The organism is Enterococcus lemanii (assembly GCF_016909125.1).
GTDB lineage: Bacteria > Bacillota > Bacilli > Lactobacillales > Enterococcaceae > Enterococcus_I > Enterococcus_I lemanii.
Genome location: NZ_JAFBFD010000004.1, coordinates 72589 through 92683, shown reverse-complemented (window position 1 = coordinate 92683; position 20095 = coordinate 72589). Strand labels below are relative to the sequence as shown.

Here is a 20095-nt window from a genome sequence, read left to right as displayed (position 1 = left end):
AATTTTTAAATCGCTTGCTCCCCTTTTTCACCAGTCCGAATCCGAATGACTTCTTCAACATCCATTACAAAAATTTTACCATCCCCAACCTCACCAGTACGACACACTTCGATAATTAATTTTACCAAATTATCGACTATTTCTTCTTTAACAATCCACATTACCTGAATCTTTGGCAAAAGACTTGTTACGATTTCTTGTCCCCTAACAAATTCCGTCACCCCTTTTTGATTACCAAAACCAAGTACTTGAGTTACCGTCATTCCCGTTGCGTACCCCGTAAAGGACAGAGCTTCTTTTAAATCTTCTAATTTTTCTAAACGAATAATTGCCTCGACCTTTTTCATTGCCTTCCCTCCTCGTATTACGAATCTAAACCTAAAAAGGTTGGATAAGCTGTTTCATCATGTTCAACTTTGTCCATTCCAAAAGCTTCTTCTTTTTCAGTTACCCGAATTGGCATAAATAAGCGAATTAGATAAATAATGATAAAACTCGCGATACCAGAAAATACAATCGTAAAAAGGATACTCAATACTTGTGCGACAAACAAATCAGTCCCACCATAAATCAAACCCACACGACCATTTACTGAAGGATCTGCAAAAATCCCAGTCAATAAACCACCGAAAATCCCACCGACACCATGACATCCAAATGCATCTAAGGCATCATCAATTTTAATTTTACGTTTAATAACCGAAATGAAATAATAACACAACGGGCTTATAAGGGCTCCAATGACAAATGACGACCAAAGCGAAACAAATCCTGCCCCTGGAGTAATTGCTACTAAACCAACAACTGCTCCGGTACAAGCGCCAATAATCGTTGGCTTTCCTAACTTGATTTTTTCAATCAATAACCAAGAAAGCATTGCAGAAGCTGCTGCCGTATTCGTTGTTAGTAAAGAATGAATCGCTAAACCATCTGCTGCTAAAGCTGAACCAGCGTTAAACCCAAACCAGCCAAACCATAGCAATCCCGAGCCTAATACAACAAAAGGAATATTATGCGGACGATACTCCATTTGGAAAAACTCGCGGCGTTTGCCTAAAACATAAGCTAAAACTAAACCCGAAATTCCGGAACTAATATGAACGACATTCCCCCCAGCAAAATCAATCGAACCCATTTGATCAAGAAAACCTTTACCCCAAACCATATGCGCCATCGGGTAATAAACAATCATTAACCAAGCTAGCATAAATATAAAAATCGCGGAAAAGCGCATTCGCCCTGCTACTGAACCCGTAATAATCGCCACTGAAATCAGCGAAAACATCATCTGGAAAGCAACAAATAAGCCTTCTGGAATAGAGTCTCCTGCAGTCATTGAAACGTTTTGTAAAAATAATTTATCAAAACTTCCAATAAACGCATTTCCCTCACCAAAAGACAAACTATAACCTATTATTATCCATAAAACTGAAGCCAATCCCATCGAACAAATAACCATCATCATTGTATTCAAGATGTTTTTCCGGCGCGATAGCCCACCATAAAAAAATGCAAGTGCTGGTGTCATTAGAAAAACTAAACCTGAACAAATAATTAAAAAAGCAACATTACCATTAACCATAAAATCAACCTCCTTTTATGTGATAAATAATAACATTCTTTTTTTCGTTTTTCGCTGTTTTTTTAGAAAAAACAGCGAAAAATTTCGAAATACGCTATTTTGATGTCATATTTTATTACATTAAATACGAACTTGTATTTCAAAAAGGGCTCAGCAATCGAAACTCGAAAGCTCCCCTTTCTTTCCCCCTTCTATGCACTCATCTAAATATTCCTTTCTTGTTAAACATTTTTTAAGAATCTATTCTTATTAACTTAGGTTATATTACGTATTCCAAAAAAGTGTTGATGAAAAATCCATCAACACGAAATCATATCTCATTAGCGAGCAAATAGCCACTCTTTCATTCAAACTCCCGCCGCACATAGGCATCGACCGCAAACAACGCCTCCGTTACTTTCTTTGCATCCACCGCAAAATCGACGCGCTGGCTTGTTTCATTTTCTTTTGTCGCAAGTTCTCCTACTTTTAACAAGTTCGCGTACGTCACGTCTGTTAAATTCAAATCTTCTAGCGTGGTTGGTAGTCCGATTTTGCGATACAAAGTCACATAGCGATTCAATTCTTCTATCGGCGCTCCTTCTAACATCAGTTGAACTAAGGTCCCATAAGCGACTTTTTCACCATGAGACAGGGCATGAATTGGACCGGGTATTGCCGTAAAACCATTGTGAATCGCATGGGCAAGCGCTAAGCCACCACTTTCAAATCCTAGACCGCTTAACAATGTATTGGCTTCAACCACCGCTTCTAAAGCAGGGGTGACCTGATTCTTTTCACAGTCTAGCATGGCTTGTTCAGCATTTGCAAATAGGACTTCTTCGCACTTTTGGGCAATGGCTTGCGCAGCCAAAGTTGGTCGTCCACCTGCTAACGTTTCACTGTTATTTTTAACAATGGCACGCACTTCAACCCATGTTGCTAGCGCATCGCCAATTCCAGCCGCTAGTAAACGAGCAGGTGCTTTGGCAATTATCCCAGTATCGACTAACACAAGCACCGGGTTTCGCTTATAGAACACATAACGATCAAATAAGCCGGCCTCTGTATAAATCACTGAAATGGCTGAAGTTGGCGCATCCGTTGACGCGACGGTTGGTAAAATGGCGACTGGTAAATCAAGTGTGTCGCCAATCGCTTTTGCGGCATCAATCGTTTTGCCACCACCTAAGCCGATAATGACTGCCACTTGGTTTTGGCGTGCGATTTCACTGACACGTTTGATTTCATTCATTGATGTTTCGCCGTTAAAAGCAACAGGTGTAACTTGTCGCCCTTTTTTAGTTAAATCTGCTTGTAATTTTTCACCGACGAGTTCATAAACAAAAGTATCACAAAGCAATAAAAAATGATTCCCTAATTTTTCTAGATGGCGTAACTCATTTGTTAGGACACCCTCGCCTTGAACATATTTTAGCGGACTAATAAAAACCTTTTGCATGATTTTACCCCTTCTTTCATTTTGCTATTTTTATTATAATCCAAGTATTCTATACTTGTTTATTTTTTAACAATTTAAAATAAAAAAACGACTGAAATTAAAAAATCAGTCTTTCTTTCTAATTTTTTCTTGGTCAATCTTTTTCACTAAACGTTCAGAAGCTAGCCACATCATCAACGCATAAAACAGTAAGAAAAGAGGCAAACTACGCATCCCGACAATTGGGACTAAAAAGCCAAACAAGGGTGGCAAAACAACAGAGCCCGTATACGAAAACGCCATTTGCACGCCCATAATTTCTTGAGCAATCTTTTGTCCAAAACGCTGCGGGGTTTCATGAAGCATGGCCGGATAAATTGGCGCACAACCAAAACCAATTAAGCTTATACCAAACAGTAAAAAGGCATAACTTGCAGACAACCAAACAAACACGCTTCCTAATAAAATCAACAGTTGACCAACTTGGATTAATTGGCGATTACTCAACATCATCGACATAAAACCTGAAAGTAAACGACCAAACATAATAAAACCAAAAAATATCGAAACACCAATTGCTGCTTTGTCACTCGCGATGCCTTTGACACTAATCAAATAACTACTTGTCCACAATCCCATTGTTGCTTCCACTCCAATATATAGAAAAAAAGCATACAAAGCTAGCCGAACCTTTTTTAATTGAAGCAACTGAACGAGCTTCATATCTGGTTCGGTTGTTTTTGGGGTTACTTTTAATGGGCGCATTTCCCGACTGCGCCACATTGGTAACGTGAGAAATAAAATTGCCACTAACAAAAATTGAATGATAGCAACAATTAAATAACCCACACGCCAAGAGGAACCATGCGCTAGTACTTGTCCCATAATGAGTGGACTTGTGAGTGCACCCACGCCCCAAAAGCTATGTAGCCAGTTCATGTGGTGCGCTTGGTAGTGACGTGCCACGTAATCATTTAAGCCCGCATCGACAGCCCCCGCACCTAATCCTAATGGAATGGCTGCAAGCATTACCCAAAGAAAACTTGGCGCAAAGTAAAAACCGAGTAAGGCAACGGCAGTACTCAACACGCTAATTGCCGTTAATTTCCCTGTCCCAAAACGGCGAATAAACTTACCGCTAAAAAAACTTGAGGCAATCGTTCCTAGGGAAATCGTAATCGATACCACCCCTGCAAAACTTTGCGGCACGTGTAACTCAGAATACATTTCAGGCCACCCAACTCCTAATAAAGCATCTGGTAAACCTAAACTAATAAATGTTAAATAAATAATCATTAAAAATAAAGTTGCCAATTTCTTCCTTACCATCCATTTCTTTTTTTCGACATTTCCATTATACCACTTCTTTTTTTTGTTTCACTGCTTGATTACTCCTCAAACCTTCACAAAATGCATCTCCTCAACTTTTCTCCTTAATAAATAATTTATTCACAAACCTTTATATATTTTTTTATATAAAACGGCGGATTATTTTTTATTAAAACGAAGAAATGATTTCTCTTAAGCCATTTGTGCTAAAAAAAATTTTTTGAATTTTTTTTGATTCTTCTGCTTGTTGTTTTCACAAGTATGAATAGATTAAGCTTTCATTTTATTTCACAAAAACACTACATATTGTGTTATTTTAATTCAATGGTACAATATATTGTGTTCCATCAAAATAAACCAAAGGAGTGACTTTTCATGCAACCGCTGAAGATTCATATTTTATATATTAGTTTAACCGGCAATACGACTTATTTTATGGCCCAATTAGAACAATATTACGCAGAAAAAGGCGTGCAACTTAACGCAAAGAATGTGAAAGAAATCCTTTATAAAAAAGAAGCTTTTCAAAAATTAGAACAACCTTTCGCAACTTTTTTACCGGCTTTTTTAGAAGGCGGCAACGGAAAAGACAATGGAGACCAAGAGATACTAACGACGCCTTTAAAAGATTATTTGCGTTATCAGGAGAATTATCAGCGTTGTTACGGAATTGTCGGGAGTGGCAATCGTAATTTTAATAAACAATTTGCTCTGACGGCCCATCAATATGCCGATTACTTTCATTTTCCTTATCTTGATGAATTTGAATTACGTGGAAGCCAATTGGACATTGTGCGGATTGGTGAGCTTTTAATCAAAGAACAAACACGGGCCAATGAACGACAAAAAGAAGGAGTCTGACATGCTTAAAGAAAAACAAACTTATTTTTATTTAAATAATTTAGTGAATATCCCTATCGATGGAAAGATTCCCACTCATTACGACCAAGAAGCTTTAACCGCTTTTTTCAAAGAAACGGTTGTACCTAAAACGATGACTTTTCCCTCACTTAAAGAGCGGTTTACTTTTTTAATTACGGAAGATTATATTGATGAAAAACTTGTCCAATTGTATTCTTTTCACTTTATCGAACAACTCCACGATAAACTTCGGACGCATCCTTTTGCTTTTCGCAGTTTCATGGGCGCTTATAAATTTTATAACCAATACGCCATGCAAACCGATGACAAACAAGCTTATTTGGAAGATTTTGTTGACCGGGTATTATTAAACGCGTTGTATTTAGGCAATGGTGATGAAAAACTCGCAACGGCTTTGGCTGAAGAATTAATTACCCAACGCTTTCAACCGGCGACCCCGACTTTTTTAAATGCTGGCAAAAAACGGCGTGGGGAAATGGTTTCTTGCTTCTTACTAGATTTAAACGATTCGATGCTTTCAATTGGGCGGGGGTTAAATTCGGCCTTACAATTGTCAAAGATTGGTGGTGGCGTCGGCTTGAATCTCTCTAACTTACGGGCTGCCGGTGATCCGATCAAAAAAATTACCAACGCTTCTTCTGGTGTCATTCCGGTCATGAAATTATTGGAAGATGCCTTTAGTTACTCCAATCAACTTGGGCAAAGAAATGGTGCTGGTGTTGTTTATCTAAATGTCTTTCACCCCGATATTCTTTCTTTTTTAGCGACCAAAAAAGAAAATGCCGATGAAAAAATTCGCGTCAAGACCCTTTCTTTAGGCTTAACGGTGCCTGATAAATATTACGAACTACTAAAAACCAATCAACCGATGGCGTTGTTTAGCCCTTATGATGTTGAAAAAGTCTACAAAAAACCTTTTAGCTATGTCGATCTGACCAAAGAATACGATGCTATGGTTGCACATCCTGACATCAAAAAAAACTACATTCAAGCGCGTGAACTTGAACAAGAGATTTCGCGTTTACAACAGGAATCAGGCTATCCTTATATTTTAAATATCGATACCGCCAATCGCACCAACCCCGTCAATGGGAAAATTATCATGAGTAACTTGTGCAGTGAGATTTTACAACCACAAGAACCGTCTGAGTTAAATGATGATTTGTCTTACCAAACAATCGGTACGGATATTTCTTGTAATTTAGGTTCGGTGAATTTGATGAATTTAATCAAAAGTCCCGACTTCGCACAATCCGTTGAACGTGCGATTCGTGCCTTAACAACCGTCAGTGAGTTGACCGCCATTCACGAAGTCCCAAGTATTAAAAAAGGCAACGATTTGTATCATACAATCGGTCTTGGGGCGATGGGGCTACACACGGTTTTAGCTACTAATCAAATCCACTACGGTTCCCCTGAAGCACTTGAATTTACCGAAGCTTGTTTTTATGCGCTCAACTATTATTCTTTAGTTGCTAGTCATAAAATTGCCCAAGAAAAAGGGCAAACATTCCATGATTTTAACGCCTCTGCTTATGCGGACGGTTCTTATTTTGAAACTTACCTTGCCGAACCTTTTACCTTAACTTTTGAAAAAAACAAACAATTATTTGCCAATATCCCCTTGCCAACCTTGAAAGATTGGCAAATGTTAAAAAAAGCCGTGCAAAAACACGGACTCTATCACCGCAACCGGCTAGCCGTTGCACCGAATGGATCAATTTCTTACGTCAATGAAACAAGTGCCTCCCTTCATCCGATTACCCAACTCGTTGAACAACGACAAGAAAACAAAGTCGGTTCGGTTTTTTATCCGGCCCCTTTCTTAAGCAATGACACGTTGCCTTACTACACAAGTGCTTATGATATCGATCAACGAAAAATTATTGATACATATGCCATCGCGCAAAAACACATTGACCAAGGGATGAGTTTGACACTCTTTATGCGTTCGGTTTTACCAGCAGGACTTTACGAATGGAAAAACGACGACCAGTTACTCATGACCACTCGCGATTTGAATCGTCTGCGAAACTACGCCTGGACCAAAGGAATCAAGTCCATTTACTATGTCCGAACGTTCACCCCTGACGATGAATTTACTAGCGCCAATCAATGTGAAGCTTGCATGATCTAATCACACTTAAAGGAGTTTTGAATAATGAATTTTTTATATTACAAAGCGGTCAACTGGAATGAGACTTTTGACAACCTAGACACTTACACTTGGGAAAAATTAACCAACCACTTTTGGTTAGATACCCGCTTACCGATGCGAGAAGATTTTGATGCTTGGAAAAATTTACCGCAAAAAACACAACAAATATTGATACAATTCTTAGCAAGCGCTTCGTTAAATGCGGCACTTCACGCTGAAATCGGGGCACCGAGTTTGCGACCAGCTATTCAAACGCAACAAGAAGAAGCGGTCTTAAATATCTTAACTTTTTTAGAATCGGTGCATACAAAAGCGTATACGAGTATTTTTCGCGGTTTAGTTTCGGACGAAAAAACACAAATTGGCTATGATTTTGCCGATCACCACCCCCTTTTACAACAACAAATCGGCTTATTAGAAAATGTTTTTGAACAAGGGGAGGCGCTACAAAAAAAGGCCGCTTTTTTCTTAGCTAATACGGTCTTAACATTTGGCAAACTCGCCCCCCTTTTGCAACAAACAGCCTTAAACCAAACCAAACAAATGTTACGGCAAATTTTACAAGGGACCGGGATTTTTAGTGCTTATCTCGGGTATAAATTTCAAAAAACGTATTGGCTTTTAGATGAGATGGAAAAAAGTAAATTTAAAACTTGGTTTGAAGACTTTAGCCAAGAGCTCATCCAACTCGAACAAGCTTTTTTAGCAGAACTTTTAACCGATGATGATTTTAAGACAAGCCTCGACGCTTTGCAATTTGGTCTAGTTTATACTTACCAAACACTTGGTTTTCACAAGCCAAATGAGGAAACACCAAGCCCCGTGATTAAACAAATGTTCCAACCATATTTAATGACGACGAAACAAATGACGCAACAAGCACAAGTCATCTTTAGTCAACAAGATGAAGCGATGCAAGTCAGTGATTATCAATTTTAAGAAAGCGAGAAACAAAAATGAAAACTTTAAATTGGAATATCGAAGAAGATGTTTTTGATGAATACGTTTGGGACAAAGCCACTGCGCAATTTTGGTTAGATACTCGTGTGCCAGTGTCCAACGATTTAAGCGATTGGCGAACCTTATCTGAAACAGAAAAAAATATTATTAATCAAGTGGTCGGCGGCTTAGCCTTGCTTGACACCTTGCAGTCTGAAGAAGGCGTCAATAAAATACGCGCCGATGCACGGACTCGAAAAGAAGCAGCCGTGATCAATAACTTTTTAATGATGGAATCCATCCATGCTAAAAGTTACGGCACAATTTTGACTTCACTCAATGAAAACGCGGTAATCGACCAAGTCTATCACTGGATGAACAATGATCCTCAAATGCAATACAAAGTCAGACGTATCAATGAGATTTACCAAACTGGAGATCCTTTACAGAAAAAAGTCGCAAGTGTTTTTTTAGAAGGGATTTTATATTATGATAACTTCTTTTTGCCGTTATGGTATCGCGGTCAAAATAAATTAGCCAATCTTTCGGAAATCATTAAATTAATTATTCGCGATGAATCGGTGCACGGCACTTACTTAGGTTATAAGTTTCAATTAGGTTTTGCGGAATTAAATGCGGAAGAACAAGTCGCTTTTAAAATTTGGATGGACGACCTTCTCGATGACCTTTTAGAAAATGAGTTTATTTTTACTGAAAAACTTTATGCCCCACTTGATTTAGTTGATGACGTCAAGCAATTTATTCGCTATAACGCCAATAAATCCCTACAAAATATGGGCTTTGACGCTCGTTTCGAACAAGCAACGATTGAAGAGATTCACCCACTCGTCAAAAATGGTATTTCAACTGAAACAGCCAATCACGATTTTTTCTCTCAAGTAGGCGCCGGTTACTTACTCGGCAACGTTGAAGCGATGACTGCGGATGATTATGATTTTTAATAGACACAAAAAAATACTGAAGCCTTGTTTTGATTCATGTTATGATAAATCTAATCACATCTTAGACAAGGAGTCTTTTCTATGCAAATCATTCTCTCCCCGACAAAAAAAATGCTCGTTTCAATCGATAGTTTTTTACCCGAACAATCCCCATTATTCATCGATGAAACGACGGAAATTTTGGCTGAATTAAAAAAACTTTCTTATGAAGAAGCTAAAACCTTGTGGCAATGTAGTGACAAACTCGCCCAAGAAAACTACGCACACTTACAAGCGCTAAATTTAACCAACCAAACAAGTCCAGCTGTCATGACTTATAAAGGGATTCAATACCAATACATGGCGCCAGATTTGTTAACCGATGATGGATTGACTTATCTGCAGCAACATTTACGCATTTTATCAGGATTTTATGGGATTTTGCGCCCTTTTGACGGCGTCGTTCCTTACCGCCTAGAAATGCAAGCAAACTTAGCCGTTGGCGATACCAAAAATCTTTACGAATTTTGGGGTAAAAAGCTTTATGATACTTTAACGACTGAAGCCGGCCCCATCATCAATCTCGCTTCAAAAGAATATAGTAAGGCAATTACGCCCTATTTAAAACCGACCGATCTTTTTATTGAACCGGTCTTTGCTAGCCTTGTGGATGGGAAACTCAAAGTAAAAGCCACTTTAGCCAAAATGGCCCGTGGTGAAATGGTCCGCTTTATGGCTGAAAATCAAATTACAACGCTTGAAGGAATGAAGCAATTCGACCATCCGGATTATGCTTATGCTTCTGAATTTTCGGACGAACAAAAAATGGTATTTATAAAAAACAATTAAAAAAATCCCGACTGCTCTTTGTAAAATCGAGTAGTCGGGCGTTTTTTGATTAAAGTGTAAATAAGTAAGCTAAAGAAATGAGTGAAATCAAGTGCATCACTGGTGGTAATTCATCAAAGCGTTTGGCAAAAATCATACAAATTTCATAAGATAAGAAGCCTAATACCAAACCTAAAGCAATTGAGCCGGTTAATGGCATCATCACAATCGTTAAGAAAGCGGGAATAATTTCTTCAAATCCGCCATCCCACTTGATGCTTGTAATGTTTTGCATCATGAAAATACCGATAACGACCATCGCGGGCGTTGTCACAGCTGGCGTTACTAATGAAAGCACTGGGTAAAAGAAAGTGGATAATAAGAATAAAATCGCAACGATGACACTCATTAAGCCTGTACGTGCTCCCGCAATAATACCTGAAACAGATTCGATATAAGTTGATAAGCTTGATGTTCCAAAAATTGAACCAACAAATGAACCAATTGCATCGGCACTATAAATGCGTTTATTGTCTTCAAAGCTTTCACGTTTGATGTCTGAGACTTGTGTTGCGGCTGCTGACAAGGTTGTGGCTGTCCCAAAGAAATCTAAGAACAAGAAAGTTAAAATAACAATAATTGAATCGGCCGATAACATCTTAGGTAAGGTTGTAACGGCAACTAAGAAAGTCTCATCCAACATACTTTGCATTGGTTGCGTTGGTAAAACAACCGGTGAGCCGCTTGGCAATTGTGGTAAGCCAGCAACGACACTTTCGCTTAAATGGAACCAATCCATACTTGCACCAAAACGGATAAACAAACCACAAATCGCCGCACCAATCATACCTAAAAAGACAGCATATTGGTTTTTACGAATTAAGAAATACGCCGCTGTTGTTAAACCAAAAAAGGCAATAATCACGTTTGGATCGTGGAAACCACCAAACGTAATAAACATTCCTTCGTCAGGGACAATAATTCCTGAGTTTTTAAAACTAACAAAAGCAATAAAAATCCCTAGACCAACTGTTCCTGCTTGCTTCACTGAAACGGGTATTGCTTTAATAATGGTTGAACGTAAACCTGAAATTGCTAATAAAATAAATAAGATCGAAGAAACTAAAACGGTCGAGAGAGCTTCTTGCCAAGTTTTACCCATTTGTAAAACAACGGAATAAGCAAAAAAAGCATTCATTGACATACATGGTGCCAGACCTAAAGGAAATCGTGCCCATAAGCCCATTACTAACATGGCAATGGCTGATGACAAAATCGTGGACATGAAAACCGCATCTTGAGGCATCCCTGCTTGCCCTAAAATAATTGGATTGACAAAGATAACGTACGACATTGCTAAAAATGCAGTTACCCCACCGGTTAACTCACGTTTAAAGGTCGAGCCTGATTTGGTAATGCCGAAATACTGATCAATTTTTTCTTTCATGATGATCCTCCTTTTATTTGAAAAAAGCCCATCACGGCAAAAGGAGCATCAAATGAACCTTTGCCATAGTAAATTCCTTTACGGGGAATTTGTAGAAACTTCTGGCCCCTATCGCCAGAACTATATGGTTTTTCTTCCTTGGTTATAATAACAAGATTAAGAAGAATAATCAATCCAAAACACGAACGAATTTACTAAGATTTTGATTAAAAGTTAGTGTATTGCTTCAATTCGGCTTTTTTGTAGAACTTAATCCTTTCTTTCAACCATTTCTAAAAAAAAAAAAGCCTTTTTTTGCGAACTTATTCAAAAACAAAGATACGAGAATAATATGAAAACACCAAAGGAATGGACCGATTTAATCGCAAAAAAAACAAGTAACCGAAGCCATGATTGGACAAGTGCTCTTTTCAATCAATAAGCGTGCCAAAAATTATCGTGACCAACAAAAAAAATATCAAACCAGTCGGGCTACTTACGCCACTAGCTATTTTGTCAATTACGAAGAAAAAAAGCCATCCTTTATCAAATGAAAAAAGAAATACTTGCAATCTTTTCACCAACAGCAATCCATACAACGATTTACACCCATGATTTTATCAAAAAAATTTATCAAGACGAAATCACTTATCAAGCAATTCAGCCAAAAGACGTTCTGTACACTGATTTTTCACAAACAACAGGATTGCCATTTAAAGCAATTTTAATCACACGCTCAACGGAAGTTTTTTTCTTGTTTTATGAAATAGCTGGTTATTCTTTTCATCAACCCATCGAAAAAGAGCAGATTGCCGCTTTCTCTTTTTTAGAACAACACGCGTTAGAAGATAATTTCCAAGTCCAAGCGACCTTACTCAGTTTACAATTTTGTCGTAAAGTCCACCAATTAATGATTCGTGGTGATTTCACGATTATTTCATAAACTCTTTTAGCGCACACGTTAACATTCTCTGTTGTTTCAAGTGTTTTTACCTTGCCCCTTTTTTTAAAACTGTTAGAATAGACTTAACTACTTATTAAAAAGGAGCGTTTTCATGTTAGATGCAAAACAAATCATTACTGATTTACGAAACTTGGGCGTGCAATCAGACGATATTTTAATTGTTCATTCTTCTTATAATGCTTTACGAGGCGACGATCAAATTACTGGTGGCCCTGAAGCCGTGATTGCGGCACTTAAAGAAACCGTAAAAGATGGCACGTTGTTACTTCCTGGTTTGAGTTATTTAAATGTTCACACTGAACACCGTTTTTTTGATGTCGAAGAAACACCGACTTGTATTGGAATTTTACCAGAAACGATGCGCCTTTCTGAAGGTGTTATTCGTAGTATTCACCCGACACACAGTGTACTTGCTTGGGGGAAAGATGCGGCTGCCATGACGGCTAATCATCAAAAAGACCATACACCAGTTGGCCCGAATTCACCTTTTCGCGAAGTCTATCGCCGCAACGGTAAAATCGTGATGCTTGGAGCTCCTTTGGCTCGAAACACAAGCCTTCACGGTGTTGAAGAAATGATGTTACCAGATTACTTATTTACTACTAACTATGATTATGAAATTACATTAGCCAACAAAGAAAAAATGACGATGAATGTTTTACGTCACGATTTTTCAAAACACGCGCAACGCTACGACCGCGTCTTAGACATTTTAGCGCCAGAAGATTACCAATGTGGCAAAGTTTTAAATGGTGATTGCTGCGTGATGAATGCCAAAGCGGTTTGGGAAAAGGCCTTAAAGAAATACAAAGAAGAGATGTATTACTTTGTTGATTTGAAATAAAAAGCTAAAAAACTGCAATTCTCTAATTGAATCGCAGTTTTTTATCGGTTAGATTTCCCAATCTAAAATCGGACCAAGTGGCACAATACGATTAGGATTAATTGTTGGGTGACTTTCATAGTAATGATGTTTAATATGATAAAAGTTCACGGTCTCTTTGATGCCTGGATATTGATAAAGCTTTCTAGTATACAGCCACAAATTTGGATACTCGCGTAGTTCGCGTAAATTACATTTAAAATGCCCATAATAAGCCGAATCAAACCGGACTAAGGTTACAAATAAACGCCAATCGGCTTCCGTTAATTGATTCCCAACTAAATACTCCTGTTGCGCAAAATGGGTTTCTAATTCATCCAACGTCGCAAATAACTTTTGCACTTCTTCTTCATAAACACTTTGCTCGGTCGCAAAACCAACTTTGTACACGCCATTGTTAATTTGATGGTAGACTTTTTCATTCATGGCATCAATTTCTTCACGTAAATGCGCCGGATAATAATCCCCTGGCAAAGCACCAACCTCATCAAAAGCTGAATTTAACATGCGCATCACTTCAGAAGACTCGTTGTTCACAATTTTCCCAGTCTTTTTATCAAATAATACCGGAACCGTCACGCGACCAGTATAATGTGGATCTGCTTGTGTATAAATCTGATAAAGGTACTCTGCCTGAAATAACGGATCACCAATGACGTCTGGACCAGGTGCAAAAGTCCAACCATTTTCGCCCATGTACGGATGAACAACCGATATTGAAATCATTTCTTCTAAACCTTTTAACTTACGCATAATCAATGTACGGCTCGCCCAAGGACAAGCATAAGAAATATAGAGATGATAACGATTTGCTTCGGCTTTAAAGCCACCTTCTCCGGTTGGCCCTGCGCTACCATCTGGTGTTATCCAATTCCGAAATTGCGAGTCTTTTCGAACAAACCGACCACCTGTACTCTTGGTATCATACCACTGATCTTGCCATTGACCATCCACTAATAAACCCATCTGATCACCCTTCTCTCATTGTATTGAATACTTCCATCGTAACGGATTTTGGCGAAAACCGCTAGTGAAAAGGGTTAAAGCCATTCTTGCACAAAAAAACAACTTGTTCTTCATTAAAAATGAAACACAAGTCGTTTTTACATTTATTTAAGTCCTGTCGTGCTAATCCCTTCCACGATATATTTTTGAAACATAAAGAAAATGATTAAAACCGGAATTAAAGAAACAACAGACATGGCAAACATCGCTCCCCAGTTTGAACTACTACTAGAGTCTAAAAACTGTTTTAAGGCCAATGAGACGGTATAAGTTTCAGGCTTATTTAAATAAAGCATTGGTCCAATTAATTCTTCCCATTTCCAATAAAAAGAAAAGATAGCTGAGGTAGCAAGTGCTGGTTTAACTAGTGGCAAAATAACTCGGAAAAAAATCCCTACGCGACCACTACCATCAATTTTTGCAGCTTCATCTAACTCCGTTGGGATACCTTTAATAAATTGAACCATTAAAAAAATAAAGAAAGCTTGGCCAAAATAAGATGGAATAGTCATCGGGCGAATTGTATTAATCCAATTTAGTTTACCAAACCATAAATATTGCGGAACCATAATGATTTCTTGAGGAACCATCATCGTTACTAACACACAAGAAAACCAAAATCCTTTCCCTTTAAATGGTACTCGAGCAAAACCATATGATATTACTGCTGATGAACATACTGCACCTACTGTAGCAATTAATGCAATTCGCGTTGAATTAAAAATATAACGAATAAAAGGGGTACCAGCAATTCCTTGAAATCCTTTGGCGTAGTTAGCGGTTGTCCATTGACGAGGCCAAAGTTCCGTTGCCGTTTTAAAAATATCCGTATTTGGCTTAAACGAGCTAAAAATTAACCAAAATATTGGATATAACATTAACAAAGCGAATAAGAGAATGACAATATCAATTAGAAAATTTCCTTTTTTTACTTGTTTCACTATTTATACCTCCTCTGACTCTGAGAATACCCAGAATTTTGACGTTAGGAACAATAGCATCGTAACAGTCCCAATAATAACAATCAAAATCCAGGCTAGCGCAGAAGCATATCCCATTTTGAAATCACTAAACGCTTTTTGATAAATATAAAGAGAATAGACTAACGTCCCATTGCGAGGGGCACCAGATCCATTTGAGATAATGTACGCAGGGGTAAATGTTAAGAAAGATTGAATTGTTTGCATAACTAAATTAAAGAATAAAATCGGAGTTAAACATGGTAAGGTAATGCTAAAAAACTGTCTTACTTTCCCAGCTCCATCAATCATTGCTGCTTCATAATAATCAATTGGAATATTTTTCAAACCTGATAAAAAAATTAACATTGAAGAACCAAATTGCCAGCCAGCTAATAAAACTAGTGTTAATAAAGCCGTTGTTGGATTCTTAAAAAAGTAAACAGGATCTAAGCCTATCGATGTTAAAACCCCATTAATCAAACCAGTATCACCAAAAATATTACGCCACATGATTGATACCGCGACACTTCCTCCTATTACCGAAGGAATATAAAACAAAACTCGATAAGCACCTGTTAACTTAGACGGTCGATTAATTAACATAGCCACTGCTAGTGCTATCGTTAGCCTTAACGGAACGGCCATTGCAACATATTTGAAAGTAACCATTAAAGATTGTTTAAACTTAGGATCGTTTGTAAAAATACGTTTAAAATTAGCGAAACCTATATAAGTTGCCTCGGTTAGCATATCATAGTTATGAAATGCCATATACAAGGATATCCCCATTGGTACAACAATGAAACTTAAAAAACCAATAATAAAAGGAGAGATAAATAAGTATCCCGAAATAGTATCTTGTTGATTTGAAGAAAAGCGACGAAACAACGTCGCTTTTTCTTTCATTTTCACTTCGTTAGTTATAGTTTTCATCAAAAATTTCCTCGGCTTTCTCTACAAAACTCGTATATGCCTCTTCTGGTGTCATTGTTCCATACGTTACTTCAGCGTAAACTTCTTTGAAATGATTATTGATTTCAGAGTATCCTACTGGTGGTACAGGCGAAGCGTCACCTACTAAATCTTCAATAGCATCTAAATAATCTGCAGTTGCTTTTTCTGTTTCGGACATATCTGGATAAATTGCTTCTTTTACATTTACGTTCGCTGGAATCCCACGTTCAGTACCAAATATTTTTCCAGCCTCAACGTTATTAACAATAAAATCAATAAACTTAGCTGATGCTTCTTTATTTTTAGATGTTTCTGCTACAGAATAGTAAAACGTTGGTCGGTAATAAAGAGCCTTCGTGCCTTTTGTATCGTACGGTAGTTCCATCGAAATTTTTACTTCTTCTCCAGCTGATTCTTGATAAGTTACGTATTGATTTGTCCAAGTTTGTAAAAAGCCAGCTTCTCCTAGTGCAAAGGGGTTTTCATCAAAACTCTTTAAATTATTGACTACTTCTGCAGTTGGCAATGCCTCACTCGCTGCTAAACTTGCAATTGCTTCCATAAAAGTTAAGAAATTCCCTTTACTAAAACCAATTTCTGGCGTTCCGTTTGCATTGTATTTATAAATATCTTCATCTTTTGTACGTAAAAAATATTGTAGCAAGACACTGTTATCAGATACATCAATCCAGCCATATTGTCCAGTTGCTTTCTTTACTTCTTCAACCGTTTTTACAAAATCACTAAATGTATAAGTTGAATAATCTAATGTTGAACTTGCTAAAGAAACCTTTTCCTCATTTATTAACATTGACATCGCATTAACTGCGGGTGTCATGGCTAAAATTCTGTCTTGAATCAGAGCTGTATTCAAAATCGCTTCATTGATGCCTTCCTTAGAAATTTCTTCACCAATATAACTAGATAAATCAGCCAATTGGTTTTTCTCACCATACTGCGCTAAATACTGAGCATCCATTTGCATAATGTCAGGCAATTCACCTGCCGCAGACTTGGTTGCGAGTTTTTTCCAATAATCATCCCAAGCTGAATATTCATATTCAACATCAATATCTGGATTTTCCGATTCAAATAGTTCGATCGCCTTGATATATCTTTCGTGGCGAACTTCCGATCCCCACCAGTTAAATGTTATCTTTGTTTTACCCTCTTCGGTTTTACCACCTGCTTCATTACTACCATCATTGTTTGATGAGCCACAAGCCGATAAACTCAACAACGCAAGAACCATCCCTGATAAGACAAACATTTTTTTCTTCATAAATTAACGCTCCTTTTTAGTTTTGTTATCGCTTACAAATTAATATTAACGGAAATGATTATTGAAAAACAGAGGAAAAACAGTGAATAAATGTTAAAAATCAGTGCTTTGATTTTTTTAGTTTCTTTTTGTGTTATACTCCTTGTAAATCGCTTACAATTTAAAAAATCAGGAGGATTCTGTAATGAAGCATATCCAAAATAGTCTCATGAACTTTTTTAATTACATTGCTTATTTATGTTTTCTAAATATGTTATGGATTTTTAGCACCTTGGCTGGTGGAATCCTATTTGGCATTGGTCCAGCAACTTATGCATTAATTTATTCAGTCCATCAATTTAGAAGCAAACAAAATTACACTTCTATCCGAATATTTTTTGAACGATATAAGGAACATTTTTGGTTAAGCAATTTGTACTTTGGCTTAGGTGGGATTTTTTTTATTACTAGTTTGTTCAACCTTAGAATAAGTGTTGTTTTTTTTAATAGTTATCCTTTTCTTCAAGCTATTTATCTACTTTTAATTTTTATTGTTGCAACTACGGCTTTATTATTTTTTCACAACTATACGATGAATCCTTCAATATCCATTATGCAAAACTTAAGAGTTACGCTTTTTTTACTATTTCGCTACCCTTTAAATACTTTAGCTTTTATTTTTACATTTATTACTCTTTTCTTTTTATTTACAAATAAAACAAGTCTACTTATTTTATTTGGTGCAGCGTTATTAATTTTATTTTTTGATTACTATCATTCATCTTTAGTGATTAAATTTCATCAAATAAATAGAAACTGAGGTCCAAATGATTAATAAATTTAAACGATCTTTTCAAGCAAAATCTTTTAATACTAAATTTCAAATTCTCGTTTTGGTTATCGCTTCCTTTTTTTTAGTGACAGTTTTTTCTATCAGTTGTATCTGGAGAAAAGCACTGGTCAATCAACTTTATACGAATGCTTATCGAGAAGTTTCTACTATTTCCAGTAATTTATCTGATAAGTTGTCTGATATTCAATATTTGACCTATCGAATAATCGATAATGATGCCATACAAAAATTATTAATTGAAGACAATGCAGGAAATGCTAATCAACAAGCAACTCGAAATGGCTTACGCTATCAAATTAACAGCATTACTCGAGATACTGGAAGCGTTCAAACGGCCTATTTAATCAATACAGATAATATCAACTTGATCAACTTTATTAATAACACGGATAATATTTTACCTGAACTATCTATTGAAGAGATTGTCGCTAACTTGCCAAATAACCCAAGTATTGGACAATGGCATTTTAGTGAGAACCTGACTCGAGCGGTCTATGCTCGAAAAATTTTTAGTACGAATACTTCTTCACTCGATTACTTGGGAACGATTATTCTGACAGTTGATACCACCTTTATTATGAGAGAAATCAAAAAAATTTCACCTTATAGCGAAGATACTTTGTTTTTTCTACGTTATAACAATGAGACTTTCACTCCAAAATTGAATCAGAAAAATGAAATTCAAGCGCGACAAAAAATTAATTCACTTGATTTAAAGCAATCTTATAGTCGTTTACTACTAGAAAACGATATTTATTACGTCGGTCAGCGAACCATTGATCCTTTTTCTTTTGTCTATTTTGTCCCAAATAAAAATCTATTAAAACAAATTACGAATCTACAAATACTGCTATTTAGTATTTTTTCTCTATTATTCATTTTATTTTTCTTAGCCATTAACCGAATAACCAAACAACTCACTGCACCAATTTCTCATTTAGCTCATAAGATGAGAAAGCTAACTGATATGAATGATTTAGAACACTTCACTCCATTACCATCACCTTACGAAGAGCAAAATGAGGTTACTATTTTATACAATAGCTATGACGCAATGATTCATGAAATTAAAAAATTAATTAAAGACAATTATGAAATGAAAATACTTTCACAAGAGATTGAATTAAAAGCACTGCAAGCACAGCTGGATCCACATTTCTTATACAATACTCTTGACTCCATTCATTGGTTAGCACTAGAAAATGATCAAATTGAAATTAGTGATATGGTTACTTCTCTCGCTTATCTATTTAGAAAAAAGATTGATAACGCTTCTAGCTTTATGAGTTTATCTGATGAAATTGAAATTGTGAATGCCTATATTACAATCCAAAAATTTCGATTCCAATCACGTTTACAATATCATCTAACATTAAACGTAGTCGACGATTCAATAGAAATACCTAAGTTTATTATTCAACCTATTGTTGAAAACATCTTCAAATATGCCGTTGACAAGCAAGACACCCCTGTCTCCATTACAATTGATATAAAACAACATAAAGAATGTTTACAAATAAAGATTTCTGACAATGGACCAGGGTTTCCAAAAGACTTTATAGTAGAAGAAAGCACAGGAATTGGATTAAAGAATATAAAAAAACGTTTAAAACTCTATTATGGAAACAAAGGACAATTGAGTATCTATTCTGTTCCGTTTGAACAAACCATAATTAAAATTGAAATACCTTTAAATTTGAGGAGGTAA

18 protein-coding genes and 1 riboswitch are annotated in these 20095 nt (G+C 36.7%); of the genes, 9 read left to right on the top strand and 9 right to left on the bottom strand.

Translation table 11 applies throughout. The annotated features are described in order from the left end of the window. Positions 1–5 precede the first annotated feature (5 nt). From JOD14_RS02190 to JOD14_RS02175, 4 genes are all read right to left on the bottom strand, one after another. On the bottom strand, positions 6–347 hold the full coding sequence (locus JOD14_RS02190; protein ID WP_204653054.1) for a P-II family nitrogen regulator: 342 nt from the start codon (positions 345–347) through the stop codon (positions 6–8). 17 nt (positions 348–364) lie between these two features. Next, the gene (locus JOD14_RS02185) at positions 365–1582 is read right to left on the bottom strand and encodes an ammonium transporter (RefSeq protein WP_204653053.1); all 1218 of its coding nucleotides are present in this window, start codon (positions 1580–1582) and stop codon (positions 365–367) included. Between the two features lie 343 nt (positions 1583–1925). After that, positions 1926–3023 carry a glycerol dehydrogenase gene (locus JOD14_RS02180; protein WP_204653052.1) on the bottom strand — a complete coding sequence of 366 codons (1098 nt, stop codon included), beginning with the start codon at positions 3021–3023 and terminating at the stop codon, positions 1926–1928. A gap of 105 nt (positions 3024–3128) precedes the next feature. Continuing rightward, entirely contained in the window at positions 3129–4316 is a 1188-nt protein-coding gene (locus tag JOD14_RS02175; RefSeq protein ID WP_204653051.1) for an MFS transporter, read from the bottom strand. A gap of 390 nt (positions 4317–4706) precedes the next feature. Here JOD14_RS02175 and JOD14_RS02170 point away from each other — a divergent pair, with 390 nt between their 5' ends. The 5 genes from JOD14_RS02170 to yaaA all read left to right on the top strand — a co-directional run bounded on the left by JOD14_RS02170 (position 4707) and on the right by yaaA (position 10100). Next, positions 4707–5192, top strand: coding sequence for a class Ib ribonucleoside-diphosphate reductase assembly flavoprotein NrdI (locus tag JOD14_RS02170; RefSeq protein WP_204653050.1), 486 nt, complete (start codon positions 4707–4709; stop codon positions 5190–5192). A gap of 1 nt (position 5193) precedes the next feature. After that, the gene (gene nrdE, locus JOD14_RS02165; RefSeq protein WP_204653049.1) at positions 5194–7350 is read left to right on the top strand and encodes a class 1b ribonucleoside-diphosphate reductase subunit alpha; all 2157 of its coding nucleotides are present in this window, start codon (positions 5194–5196) and stop codon (positions 7348–7350) included. Between the two features lie 24 nt (positions 7351–7374). Next, positions 7375–8310, top strand: coding sequence for a ribonucleotide-diphosphate reductase subunit beta (locus JOD14_RS02160; RefSeq protein ID WP_204653048.1), 936 nt, complete (start codon positions 7375–7377; stop codon positions 8308–8310). 17 nt (positions 8311–8327) lie between these two features. Continuing rightward, complete coding sequence (gene nrdF, locus JOD14_RS02155) at positions 8328–9272, top strand: class 1b ribonucleoside-diphosphate reductase subunit beta (RefSeq protein WP_204653047.1); 945 nt, start codon at positions 8328–8330, stop codon at positions 9270–9272. Between the two features lie 81 nt (positions 9273–9353). After that, positions 9354–10100, top strand: coding sequence for a peroxide stress protein YaaA (gene yaaA, locus JOD14_RS02150; protein WP_204653046.1), 747 nt, complete (start codon positions 9354–9356; stop codon positions 10098–10100). A gap of 49 nt (positions 10101–10149) precedes the next feature. Here the strand turns inward: yaaA and JOD14_RS02145 are convergent, their stop codons facing one another. Beyond that, positions 10150–11526 carry an NCS2 family permease gene (locus JOD14_RS02145; protein ID WP_204653045.1) on the bottom strand — a complete coding sequence of 459 codons (1377 nt, stop codon included), beginning with the start codon at positions 11524–11526 and terminating at the stop codon, positions 10150–10152. A 46-nt stretch (positions 11527–11572) separates the two neighbouring features. Next, positions 11573–11674, bottom strand: a riboswitch (purine riboswitch). Positions 11675–12055: 381 nt separating this feature from the next. Between JOD14_RS02145 and JOD14_RS02140 the strand changes: the two genes are divergently transcribed. Together JOD14_RS02140 and JOD14_RS02135 are read left to right on the top strand one after the other, a co-directional pair. Beyond that, positions 12056–12448 carry a hypothetical protein gene (locus JOD14_RS02140; protein ID WP_204653044.1) on the top strand — a complete coding sequence of 131 codons (393 nt, stop codon included), beginning with the start codon at positions 12056–12058 and terminating at the stop codon, positions 12446–12448. Between the two features lie 112 nt (positions 12449–12560). Then, positions 12561–13313 carry an AAC(3) family N-acetyltransferase gene (locus JOD14_RS02135; RefSeq protein ID WP_204653043.1) on the top strand — a complete coding sequence of 251 codons (753 nt, stop codon included), beginning with the start codon at positions 12561–12563 and terminating at the stop codon, positions 13311–13313. A gap of 48 nt (positions 13314–13361) precedes the next feature. Here the strand turns inward: JOD14_RS02135 and JOD14_RS02130 are convergent, their stop codons facing one another. From JOD14_RS02130 to JOD14_RS02115, 4 genes are all read right to left on the bottom strand, one after another. After that, entirely contained in the window at positions 13362–14318 is a 957-nt protein-coding gene (locus JOD14_RS02130; RefSeq protein ID WP_204653042.1) for a glutathione S-transferase family protein, read from the bottom strand. A 143-nt stretch (positions 14319–14461) separates the two neighbouring features. Next, complete coding sequence (locus tag JOD14_RS02125; protein WP_338031662.1) at positions 14462–15298, bottom strand: carbohydrate ABC transporter permease; 837 nt, start codon at positions 15296–15298, stop codon at positions 14462–14464. Between the two features lie 3 nt (positions 15299–15301). Next, positions 15302–16252 carry a carbohydrate ABC transporter permease gene (locus JOD14_RS02120; protein ID WP_204653041.1) on the bottom strand — a complete coding sequence of 317 codons (951 nt, stop codon included), beginning with the start codon at positions 16250–16252 and terminating at the stop codon, positions 15302–15304. Continuing rightward, complete coding sequence (locus JOD14_RS02115) at positions 16236–17555, bottom strand: ABC transporter substrate-binding protein (RefSeq protein ID WP_204653040.1); 1320 nt, start codon at positions 17553–17555, stop codon at positions 16236–16238. Before JOD14_RS02115 ends, JOD14_RS02120 begins: the two co-directional genes overlap by 17 nt. A gap of 184 nt (positions 17556–17739) precedes the next feature. Between JOD14_RS02115 and JOD14_RS02110 the strand changes: the two genes are divergently transcribed. Together JOD14_RS02110 and JOD14_RS02105 are read left to right on the top strand one after the other, a co-directional pair. Beyond that, positions 17740–18354 (top strand): DUF624 domain-containing protein, encoded by a 615-nt coding sequence (locus tag JOD14_RS02110; RefSeq protein WP_204653039.1) that lies wholly within the window; start codon positions 17740–17742, stop codon positions 18352–18354. Between the two features lie 7 nt (positions 18355–18361). Then, positions 18362–20095 (top strand): sensor histidine kinase, encoded by a 1734-nt coding sequence (locus tag JOD14_RS02105; protein WP_204653038.1) that lies wholly within the window; start codon positions 18362–18364, stop codon positions 20093–20095.